General features: G+C 77.5%; 11 protein-coding genes. 3 read left to right on the forward strand and 8 right to left on the reverse strand.

Going from position 1 to position 10,425, the window contains the following annotated elements:
• Window positions 1-34: 34 nt before the first annotated feature.
• Window positions 35-1,516 (reverse strand): hypothetical protein, encoded by a 1,482-nt coding sequence (locus tag ACI79B_RS05530; protein WP_456930000.1) that lies wholly within the window; start codon window positions 1,514-1,516, stop codon window positions 35-37.
• A 101-nt stretch (window positions 1,517-1,617) separates the two neighbouring features.
• The gene (locus tag ACI79B_RS05535; RefSeq protein ID WP_456930001.1) at window positions 1,618-3,111 is read right to left on the reverse strand and encodes a hypothetical protein; all 1,494 of its coding nucleotides are present in this window, start codon (window positions 3,109-3,111) and stop codon (window positions 1,618-1,620) included.
• A gap of 122 nt (window positions 3,112-3,233) precedes the next feature.
• Between ACI79B_RS05535 and ACI79B_RS05540 the strand changes: the two genes are divergently transcribed.
• From ACI79B_RS05540 to ACI79B_RS05550, 3 genes are read left to right on the forward strand one after another with little or no spacing between them, the layout of a single operon-like run.
• Entirely contained in the window at window positions 3,234-4,034 is an 801-nt protein-coding gene (locus ACI79B_RS05540; RefSeq protein WP_456930002.1) for a purine-nucleoside phosphorylase, read from the forward strand.
• Complete coding sequence (locus ACI79B_RS05545) at window positions 4,031-5,662, forward strand: phospho-sugar mutase (RefSeq protein WP_456930003.1); 1,632 nt, start codon at window positions 4,031-4,033, stop codon at window positions 5,660-5,662. Before ACI79B_RS05540 ends, ACI79B_RS05545 begins: the two co-directional genes overlap by 4 nt.
• A gap of 2 nt (window positions 5,663-5,664) precedes the next feature.
• Window positions 5,665-6,357, forward strand: a complete 693-nt coding sequence (locus tag ACI79B_RS05550) for a haloacid dehalogenase type II (RefSeq protein WP_456930004.1) — start codon at window positions 5,665-5,667, stop codon at window positions 6,355-6,357.
• Window positions 6,358-6,363: 6 nt separating this feature from the next.
• Here the strand turns inward: ACI79B_RS05550 and ACI79B_RS05555 are convergent, their stop codons facing one another.
• From ACI79B_RS05555 to ACI79B_RS05580, 6 genes are all read right to left on the reverse strand, one after another.
• Entirely contained in the window at window positions 6,364-6,627 is a 264-nt protein-coding gene (locus ACI79B_RS05555) for a hypothetical protein (protein WP_456930005.1), read from the reverse strand.
• Window positions 6,628-6,652: 25 nt separating this feature from the next.
• On the reverse strand, window positions 6,653-7,153 hold the full coding sequence (locus ACI79B_RS05560; RefSeq protein ID WP_456930006.1) for a hypothetical protein: 501 nt from the start codon (window positions 7,151-7,153) through the stop codon (window positions 6,653-6,655).
• Window positions 7,154-7,191: 38 nt separating this feature from the next.
• A complete protein-coding gene (locus ACI79B_RS05565) occupies window positions 7,192-7,671 on the reverse strand; it encodes a DUF805 domain-containing protein (protein WP_456930007.1) in 480 nt (159 codons plus the stop codon).
• A gap of 114 nt (window positions 7,672-7,785) precedes the next feature.
• Complete coding sequence (locus ACI79B_RS05570; protein WP_456930008.1) at window positions 7,786-8,676, reverse strand: Gfo/Idh/MocA family protein; 891 nt, start codon at window positions 8,674-8,676, stop codon at window positions 7,786-7,788.
• A 2-nt stretch (window positions 8,677-8,678) separates the two neighbouring features.
• On the reverse strand, window positions 8,679-9,302 hold the full coding sequence (gene upp / locus ACI79B_RS05575; protein WP_456930009.1) for a uracil phosphoribosyltransferase: 624 nt from the start codon (window positions 9,300-9,302) through the stop codon (window positions 8,679-8,681).
• Window positions 9,303-9,319: 17 nt separating this feature from the next.
• Window positions 9,320-10,420, reverse strand: coding sequence for a calcium:proton antiporter (locus ACI79B_RS05580; RefSeq protein ID WP_456930010.1), 1,101 nt, complete (start codon window positions 10,418-10,420; stop codon window positions 9,320-9,322).
• Window positions 10,421-10,425: the final 5 nt, after the last annotated feature.

The following is a 10,425-nucleotide window of genomic DNA, read 5'->3' on the forward strand; positions in this document are numbered from 1 at the left end:
GCCGTGTCGATGCGGCGCCGGTCGGTGAGGCCGGTCAGGCGACGGGGACGGTGTCCGGCTCCGGGGTCCGCGGCCGCGGGAGCAGCGCGGTGGGCGGCACCCGGCCGGTGACCGCGGCGACGGCGCGGCGGCCGTAGAGGTCGGGGTGGACGCGCACGCCGCACAGGTCGCGGCCGACCACCGAGACGCCCCGGCCGTCGTCGGTGGGCACCACGGCCTCGACCCGCGACCACGGGATGCCGTGCACGTCGCCGTCGGCGTCGGTGTGCGCGAGGCCGTCCTCGGTGACGACCAGCGCCACCCGCGCGGCCGGGTCGAGCAGCCGGCGCAGCAGCGGCGGGCGGAACACCGTGCCGGCCGGCAGCTCCGGGAGGGTGCCGCACAGCGGGCGGCGGGCGACGCCGGCCGGGCCGTCCCAGGCAGCGGTGTCGGGCACGCCGAGGACGGCGGTCGCCGCGGCCCGGCGCAGCGCCGCGGTCACCTGCGCCGGCGTCACCGCGCGCCAGGCGGCGAGGGTGTCCGCGGCCGGGCGGAATGGCAGGCCGGTGGCCGCGCAGTAGGCGGCGTCGGCCAGCTCCGTGCCGACGGCGTCCTCGTCGTCCAGCTCGGCCTCCAGCCCCACGACGGCGTGCGCGACCTCCGCGGCGTCCGGCCCGTCGGCGCACAGCTCGGCGAAGGTCTCCCACAGCAGGCCGGCGACCTCGGCGTCGCGGCCGGTCCGGGCGTCGACCACGACCGCCACCTCCCGCCGGCCGGGCGCGAGGTCGAGGGGCAGGGAGTCGACGCCGTAGGACAGCCCGCGGTCGTGCCGGGCGCGCTCGCGCAGCCGGTCCTGGAGCACGTCGACGCCGACCGCCAGCGCGGCGTCGCCGGGGGTGTCGGTGGCCAGTAGCAGCCCGACGCCCGGGGCGTCGGTGTGCGTCCAGACCGGCCCGTCCTGCGGGCGCGGGACCGGGACCCGGCGCGCCGGGCGCGGCCCGTCGGGCAGGGGCAGCCGCAGGCCCTCGGGCAGCGGGCCGTGGCACCACAGCGCGGCGTTGGAGCGGACGAACCAGCGGGCGGCGTGCGCCCGGACGGTCTCCTCGGTCAGGTACTCCGGGCCGGGCCCGGCCGAGACGGTCAGGCCCGGCCCGGTGAGGCCGTAGCGGGCGGCCCACAGCGCGCTGACCGTGGAGGAGCCGGTGCCGCAGCCCTCGGCCTGCAGCACGCCGGCCTCGGCGGCCAGCCGCTCGGTGGGCAGGTCGGCCAGGGCGCGGCAGACGCCCTCCAGGAAGGCGGCGACGGCGTCCGGGCGGCCGGTGGCGAAGAAGGCGGTGCTGTCGACGTCGGTGACGGCGTTGCAGCGCAGGTGCGTGCGCGGGAGCGCGGCCATGGCCAGGTGCTCGACGAGGTGGGTGACCTCGATGGTCGAGAACGTCTCGTCGCGCAGGCCGACGCCGAAGACCAGGGCCGCCGTCGTCCGCTCCCGCCCGCCGGCGGTGAACACCGGGACGCCGTCGATGACCGTTCGCTGCACCGAGCCATGGTCCGGGAGCCGGCCCGTCGTCCCCGGCCGACACGCGGCCGGGGACGACGGGGACGGGTGGGGCGGCGCCGGCCGCGCCCCCGGTGACCGCCTCAACCGGCGGGGACGGCGGCCGGGCGCGGCACCGACCACCGCTGCGGGTGGACGGCCTCCCGCAACCGCGCGCTGACCTGGTCGACGGCGCGCTGCCCGAACACCGCCCGCTCCACCGGGACCGTGCACAGGTTGCCCCCGACGACCACGAGCCCGCCGTCGTCGAGGAGCGGGAAGACGTTCTCCACCTGCGCCCAGCCGATGGCGTGCACGTCGCCGTCGGCGTCGCGGTGGGCGATGCCCTGGTCGCCCAGGACGATCGCGCGGTCGCCCACCCGGCCGAGCACCCGCCGGCCCAGCGGCGGGCGGATCGTCCGGCCCGGCACCGGCTCGCGGGTCAGGCCGCACAGCAGCCAGCGCTGCAGGCCCGGCAGGCCGGCGAACCCCGACCACTCGGGCACCTGCAGCAGCGCGGTGCCGCGGACCCGCCGCAGCGCCGCCTGCACCTCGGCGGCGGTCACCCGCGAGCAGGCGGCCAGGCCCTCGGCCACCGTCAGCGGGGCGATGCCGGTGACGGCGGCGAGGGCGGCGTCCATGAGGTCCGAGCGGACGAGGTCGTCCTCGTCGGCGGAGTCGAGGTGCTCGGCGAGGCCCTCCCGGGCGTGCGCCAGCTCGTCCTCGCCGGGGCCGGTGCGGCACAGCTCCTCGAACCGGGTCCAGAGGATCTCCGCGACCGCGCCCTCCTGCCCCTCCCGGGCGTCGACGACGACGGTCACCTCGCGGCGGTCCGGGTCGACGTCGTGGGTGACGACGTCGGCGGAGTAGCTCAGGCCGCGCTCGGTGCGCGCGAGGTCCTGCACGCGCTCGCGCAGCACGTCGGCGCCCATCCGCAGCGCCGGGTCCCACGGGCCCGTGGCCGACAGCTGCAGCCCGACGCCCGGCGTCCACGACCTGGTCCACGACGGCGCCGCCTGCGGGCGGGGCACGGCGGGGCGGTGCGGCGGCACCGGCCGCTCGGGCAGGTCCAGGCGCAGCCCCTCCGGCAGCTCGCCGTGGCAGACCAGCGCGGCGTTGCCGCGGACGAACCAGGTGGCCGCGTGCGCGCGGATCAGCTCGTCGGGCAGGAACTGCGGGCCGGGGCCGCCGGCGAAGGCGACGCCCGGGCCGGTCAGGCCGTAGCGGGCCGCCCACAGGCTCTCGACCAGCCCGCCGCCGGCGCCGGAGCAGTCCTCGGCCTGCAGCACGCCGATCTCGGCGTCGGCGCGGGACAGCGACAGGTCCGACAGCGCCGCGCACACGCCCTCGACGAACTCGCGCACCGCCTCGGGCCGGCCGGTGGCGTGGAAGGACGTCGAGTCCACCGTCGTCGTGCCGTTGCACTGGGTGTTGCGCTTGGGCAGCGAGCCCATCACCAGGTGCTCGACGAGGTGGGTGAGCTCGCGCGTCGCGTAGGTCTCGTCCCGGACGCCGACGCCGAACACCAGCGTGAGCGTCGTCCGCCGCGGCCCCGGGGCGGAGAACACCGGCACGCCGTCGATCTGCAGGGTCTGCACGCGGCCATGGTGCGGACCGGTGCCGACGGTCCCCGGCGACACGCCCACGCGGGGACAGCCGGGGCTGCTGTGCCCGACCGGCGGCCCGGGTCGCCGCGACGGCACTGGGTTAGCGTCGCCCGGTGAGCGCACCCGATCCCGCGGCCCTGGCCGCCACCGCCGCCGCCGACCTGACCGCAGCCCTCGGGGACGGCCACGACGTCGCCGTCGTCATGGGCTCGGGCTGGGCCCCCGCGGCCGACGCCTTCGGGGAGGCCGCGGCCTCCGTCGCCATCGGCGACCTGCCCGGCTTCGCCGCCCCCACGGCGGTCGGGCACGGCGGGCAGGTGCGGTCGGTGCGCGTCGGCGACCGGCGGGTGCTGCTCTTCCTCGGCCGCACCCACCTCTACGAGGGCCGCGGCGTCGAGCCGGTGGTGCACGGGATCCGCACCGCCGCCGCGGCCGGGGTGGGCACCGTCGTCCTCACCAACGCCGCCGGCGGCCTCGCGCCGGAGCACCGGGTCGGCCAGGCGGTCCTGATCGCCGACCACCTCAACCTCACCGCCCGCTCGCCGCTGGTCGGCGCCACGTTCGTCGACCTCACCGACCTGTACTCCGCGCGGCTGCGCGAGCTGGCCCGCTCCCTCGACCCGGACCTCACCGAGGGCGTCTACGCCGCGCTGCCCGGCCCGCACTACGAGACGCCGGCCGAGATCCGCATGCTGCGCACCCTCGGCGCGGACCTCGTGGGCATGTCCACGGCGCTCGAGGCGATCGCCGCCCGCGCCGCCGGTATGGAGGTGCTGGGACTGTCGATGGTCACCAACGCCGCGGCCGGCATCACCGGCGAGAAGCTGGACCACGAGGAGGTGCTCGCCGCGGGCAAGGCCGCCGCCGGGCGGCTCGGGGAGTTCCTGGTCGAGTTCATCGGGCGCCTGCCGTGACCGGCCCGGTCCTGGACACCGCCCGAGAGTGGGCCGCGGCCGACCCGCACCCCGGCGACCGGGCCGAGATCGAGGCGCTGGTCGCCGCCGGGGACACCGCCGAGCTCGCGCACCGCTTCGCCGGGCCGCTGACCTTCGGCACCGCCGGGCTGCGCGGGCCGCTGCGCGCCGGGCCGGCCGGCATGAACGCCGCCGTCGTCACCCGGGCCGCCGCCGGGCTGGGCGCCTGGCTGGCCGCGCACGGGCACGGCGGCGGGGCCGTCGTCGTCGGGTTCGACGCCCGGCGCCGCTCCGACGAGTTCGCCCGGGTCACCGCCGCGGTGCTCTCGGCCGCCGGGTTCACCGTCTCGGTGCTGCCCCGCCCGCTGCCCACGCCGGTGCTGTCGTCGGCGGTCCGGTCGCTGGGGTGCGTGGCCGGCGTGATGGTCACCGCCAGCCACAACCCGCCGCAGGACAACGGGTACAAGGTCTACCTCGCCGACGGCGCCCAGCTCGTGCCGCCGGCCGACCGGGAGATCGAGGCCGCGATCGCCGCCGTCGGCCCGGCGGGCGAGGTGCCCACCTCCGACGACTGGACCACCCTCGGCGACGACGTCGAGGCCGGGTACGTGGCCGCCGTCGTGCGCGCGCTGCAGCCCGAGCGGGTCGACGCCGCCGCGCGGGCGGACCTCACCGTGGCCTACACCGCGATGCACGGCGTCGGCGCGGCCACCACGCGGGCGGTGTTCGCCGCCGCCGGGTTCGCCCCGCCGGTCAGCGTGCCCGAGCAGGACGCCCCCGACCCGGCGTTCCCGACGGTCACCTTCCCCAACCCGGAGGAGCCCGGCGCGGTCGACCTGCTGCTCGCGCTGGCCGACCGCTGCGGCGCCGACGTCGCCATCGCCGAGGACCCCGACGCCGACCGCTGCTCGGTGGTGTGCGAGGGCCGGCAGCTCACCGGCGACGAGGTGGGCGCACTGCTCGCCGACTGGCTGCTGCGCCGCGGCGTGCGCGGCACCTACGCGGCCTCGCTGGTCAGCGGCTCGCTGCTGTCCGCGCTCGCGGAGGCGCACGGCGTGCGGTTCGCCGAGACGCCGACCGGCTTCAAGTGGATCGTCCGCGCCGGCACCGAGGACCAGCCGCTGGTGTTCGGCTACGAGGAGGCGCTGGGCTACGCGGTCACCCCGGGGGTGGCCCGCGACAAGGACGGCATCTCCGCCGCCCTCGCCGTCGCGCTGCTGGCCGCGGAGCTGAAGGGCAGCGGCCGCACCCTGGTCGACCGGCTCGACGAGCTGGCGCGCGAGCACGGGCTGTTCGCCACCGGCCAGCTGTCGGTGCGGGTGGAGGACCTCTCGCTCATCTCCGGCGCCATGGAGCGGCTGCGCGCCGCCCCGCCGGCCCGGCTGCTCGGCCGGGCGGTCACGGCCAGCGACCTGCTGGCCGAGGACCCGCCCGTCGACGCCGTCCGGCTGCTCGGCGACGGCGTCCGCGTGGTGGTCCGGCCCAGCGGCACCGAGCCCAAGCTCAAGGCGTACCTGGAGACGGTGGTCCCGGTGCACGACGACGCCGGGATCATCGCCGCCCGGGGCCGCGGCGCGGACGAGCTCGACCAGCTGCGCGGCGAGATGGCGCACGCGCTGGGGCTGTAGCCGTGGACGTCGGCGCGCTGGTCCTCGACGTGTTCGGCACGGTCGTGGACTGGCGCGCCGGCGTGGCCCGGGAGGCGGCCCGGCTGCTCGGCCCGGGCGTCGACGCGCACGCGTTCGCCGACGCCTGGCGGGCGCGGTACCGGCCGTCGATGGACCGGGTGCGCTCCGGCGGGCGGCCGTTCGTCCCACTGGACGTGCTGCACCGCGAGTCGCTGCCGGAGGCGCTGGCCGAGGTGGGCGCGGGCCCCGTCCCGGACGACGTCGCCGCGGAGCTCGTGCTGGCCTGGCACCGGCTCGACCCGTGGCCGGACGCCGTGCCGGGCCTGACCCGGCTGCGGCGGCGGTTCGTGCTGGCGCCGCTGTCCAACGGCGGGGTGCGGCTGCAGGTGGACCTGGCGCGGCGGGCCGGGCTGCCGTGGGACCTCGTGCTCGGCGCCGAGGTCGTCGGCCGCTACAAGCCCGACCCGGAGGTCTACGACTCCGCGGCCCGGCTGCTGGCACTGCCGCCGCCGGCGGTGCTCATGGTGGCCGCGCACGTCGACGACCTGGCCGCCGCGCGGGCCCGCGGGCTCCGGACGGCGTACGTGCACCGGCCCGCCGAGTTCGGTGGGACGCGGGTGCCGCCGGCGAGCGACCCCGACGCCGACCTGTCGGTGTCCTCGCTCGAGGAGCTGGCCGCCGCCCTGGGCTGCTGAGGCCGGTCAGCCGCCGTGGCGGGGCCGGGTGCCGGTGCCGCGCCGGCCCGCGGCCACGGAGCCGCCCGCGGCGAGCAGCGCGATCACCAGCCAGCCGATCCCGGTGAGCACGCCGGCGTGGGTGCCGGCGGCGTCGCGGGTCTCCACCCACAGCACGGCGGCGGCGGTGCCGAGGAGCCACAGCAGCACCGGCAGCGGCCGCCAGCGGCGGAGGTCGGCCATCACGACCACGGGTGCGAGGACGACCACCCCGACCAGCACGATGATCACGCCCGGAGTGTGCCGGACGGGTCCCTCACCTGCGGCGTCGCCCCGGGCGGACCCGGGGAGGGGACCACTCGAGGGCCCAGCTCTCCCCCACCGGCAGCGCCCGCCAGCGCCGCCCCGCGTCGGCCAGGGCGGCCGCGGCGGCGGCCAGCCGCTGCGGCGGCAGGTCCAGCGCGGCTGCCTCGCCCGGCAGCACCGCCGCGCCGCGCGCGGAGCGGGACACGAGGTCGGCCACGCCCTCGGCCCGCGTGACGGCGGCCGCGCGCTCCCGCTTGAGCCGGGCCGACCGCTCGGCCGCGTGCGGGGGCTGCCGCCCGGAGACGTGGCGCATCGTCGTCCAGACGACGCCGTCGGCGATGCAGCCCCAGATGCCCTCGCGCATCCCGAGCTCGGCCTCGACCAGCGCGTGCACCAGGTCGTGCGGCAGGTCGGCCCCGCCCCCGGCGCCGCGCAGGGCGAACACCACGCCGTCGTCGCGCTCCACGCGGGTCTCCACCGGACGCCGGTCGGCCAGCCGGGAGAAGGTCATCCGCACCCCTCCAGGCTGGCCGGTCCGGTCAACCGGTTTCACCGGGTCGCGAGTCGCGGCTCCCGCCGGGCCGGGTGCGGGGCGCCGTCGTACTGGTTGCGGCCGGGCTCGCTCGGCGAGAAGCCGAGCGTCACGAGCAGGACGATCGGGCCGGCGATCGGGACCAGGCCCCACAGCAGGAACCAGCCCGAGCGGCCGGTGTCGTGCAGCCGGGTCACCGCCGCGCTGATCGAGGGCGCGAACAGCGCCAGCGAGGCCAGCAGGGTGATCGGCCCGCCCGAGAAGGTGACGTCGGCGCTGTAGGAGTAGTAGCCGTAGGACTCGTAGCTCGCCGTGTACCAGGCGGTGCCGAACGCGATGTCGGCCCAGATCGCCGCGACGCTCGCCGCCCACAGCGGCAGCGCGTAGTGCAGCCAGTAGGTGCGCCGGTCGATCCGGCCGCGGCGGACGTACCAGCTGCTGTCCGAGACCGCCCGCGCGTTCGCGTGGTCGTGGCCGAGGTACGAGTACTCGCTCATGTCGTCTCCCTGTCCGGCCCCGGGTCCCGGGGCTCCCTGTCGTCGGGGGAGACGGTGTCGGCCGGTGCTTGTCCGGCCCTTGCGCGCGACTGGAGGCCGCGCCGCAAGTCGGCCTCAGGTGGGGACGTCCTCCCGGCAGCCCGAGGCCAGCGCCCGCTCGGCGGCGGCCAGCACGACGACGACCTCGCGGCCGAAGCCGACGTCGCACGGGTGCGCGCCACCGGTGACCGCCGCGGCGGTGAGCTCGTCGACCGCCGCCGTCAGCGACGCGATCGGGCTCTCGGTGTCGGGCAGGAGCACCAGCCGCCCGGCGTCGCCGTGGACGGAGAACTCGATGCCGGTGGCCAGCGGCGCCACGGTGTGCGACAGCGTGACGGTCGAGGCCACGCCGGGAGTGGCGTGCTGCAGCACCAGGTGCACGGTGTCCCCGGCGCCCGCCCCCGCCTGCACCGACACCACCGGGCCCAGCGCCGGCACCAGCAGCGACAGCGCGTGCGGGCCGATGTCCCACAGCGCCCCGTAGCGGCGGCGCCAGGCCGAGTCGAAGGGGCTCCCGGCCAGCGCCGACAGCCACGAGGCGGCGCCGCCGGCCAGCCGGGTGCGGCCGGCCTGGGCCAGCCACGACGTCGTCTGCGCCTGGAACCGGAAGGTGAAGAACACGACCGAGGCGACCCCCGCGGACCGCACCGCCGTCACCACCCGGTCGGCCTCGTCGACGGTCAGCCCGATCGGCTTCTCCAGCAGCAGGTGCCGGCCGGCGGCGGCCGCCTGCTCGGCCAGGGGCACCTGCACGTCCGGCGGGACGGCGACCGACACCGCGTCGACCTGCTCGAGCAGCGCCGCGAGGTCGTCGGTGCCGGGGACGTCGAACTCCGCGCCCACGTCGGCGGCCTTGGCCGCGTCCCGCCCCCAGATCCCGGCGAGCTCCGCGGTGGGGTGCGCGGCGATCGCCGCCGCGTGCACGGTGCGGGCCCAGTGGCCGGTGCCCAGGACGGCGAACCGCACGGTCAGACCGCGCCGAACTGGCGGTCCCCGGCGTCGCCGAGGCCCGGGACGATGTACGCCTTCTCGTTGAGGCCCTCGTCGACGCTGGCGGTGAACACCCGCAGCGGCAGGCCGCTCTGCTCCAGCCGCTCGAGGCCGACCGGCGCGGCCAGCGCGCACAGCACGGTGATCTCGGTGGCGCCGCGCTCGGTGAGCAGCGTGCAGCAGTGCACCAGCGAGCCGCCGGTGGCCAGCATCGGGTCCAGCACGAACACGTGCCGGCCGACCAGGCTCTCCGGCAGCGAGGCCATGTACGCCTCGGGCTGGAAGGTCACCTCGTTGCGCGCCAGGCCGACGAAGCCCATCTGCGACTCCGGCAGCATCCCGTGCGCGGTGTCGGCCATGCCGAGCCCGGCCCGCAGCACCGGCACGATCAGCGGCGGCGCGGCCAGCCGGTAGCCGGTCGTCGTCGTCACCGGGGTGGTGATCGGCTCCTCGGCGACGGCGAGGTCGCGGGTGGCCTCGTACACCAGCATCTGGGTCAGCTCCCGCAGCGCGGCCCGGAACGCGGCGTTGTCGGTCCGCTCGTCGCGCATCCGCGACAGACGGGCACGGGCGAGCGGGTGGTCGACGACGGTCAGCTGCACGGGCGCCACCGTATCGGTCAGGGCGCGACGGCCAGGAACAGGAAGCCGGCGAGCAGGACCAGGTGCACCACGCCCTGCAGCCGGGTCGCCCGGCCGGGCACCACGGTGAGCACCGCGACGACGACGGTCACCGCGAGCAGCACCATCTGCGTGGCGCCGAGGCCGAGCAGCAGCGGCCCGTCCAGCCAGATCGAGGCGACCGCGATCGCCGGGATGGTCAGCCCGATGCTCGCCATCGCCGACCCGAACGCCAGGTTCAGGCTGGTCTGCAGCCGGTTGCGGCGGGCGGCGTTGGCGGCCGCCAGGGTCTCGGGGGCCAGCACCAGCAGCGCGATCACCACGCCGACGAACGACTGCGGGAAGCCGATCGCGGCCACCCCGGCCTCGATCGCCGGGGACTCCACCTTCGCCAGCCCGACGACGGCGACCAGCGCCACCAGCAGCAGCCCGAGGCTGGTCAGCGCGGTGCGGCCCGACGGCGGGTCGGCGTGCTCGTCCTCGTCGTCGCGGCTGCCGCCGACGGGGACGGGGAGGAAGAAGTCGCGGTGCCGGACGGTCTGGGTGACCACGAACGCGCCGTAGAGCACGAGCGAGGCGAGCGCGGCGAAGGTCAGCTGCGCCGTCGAGAACTCCGGCCCGCTGACGGTCGTCGTGTAGGTGGGCAGCACCAGGCACATCACCGCGAGGGTGAGGACCGTCGCCAGCGCCGCCCCGGCCCCCTCCCGGTTGAAGACGACGACGTCGTGCCGCAGCGCCCCCAGCAGCACCGACAGCCCGAGGATGCCGTTGCAGGTGATCATCACCGCGGCGAACACGGTGTCCCGCGCCAGCGACGCCGCCTCCGGGCCGCCGGACGCCATCAGCGTGACGATGAGCCCGACCTCGATGACGGTGACCGCGACGGCGAGCACCAGCGACCCGAACGGCTCCCCCACCCGGTGGGCGACCACCTCGGCGTGGTGGACCGCGGCCAGCACCGCGCCGACGAGGGCGACCGCGTCGACCACCACCACGAGCGCCCCGGGGTCCCGCCCCCAGGTGAGCGCCAGGAGGACCACCGCGGCCACGGGCGCGACGGTGGTCCAGGACAGCAGGGCCGGTCTCGTCGTCGTCGCCACGTCCC

This window comes from Geodermatophilus sp. SYSU D00879 (assembly GCF_054050375.1).

Excerpts from the sequence above, each read along its gene's own strand:
- ACI79B_RS05565 (WP_456930007.1), bottom strand. The coding sequence starts at position 7,671 with ATGAGCGAGTACTCGTACCTCGGCCACGACCACGCGAACGCGCGGGCG.
- ACI79B_RS05560 (WP_456930006.1), bottom strand. The coding sequence starts at position 7,153 with ATGACCTTCTCCCGGCTGGCCGACCGGCGTCCGGTGGAGACCCGCGTG.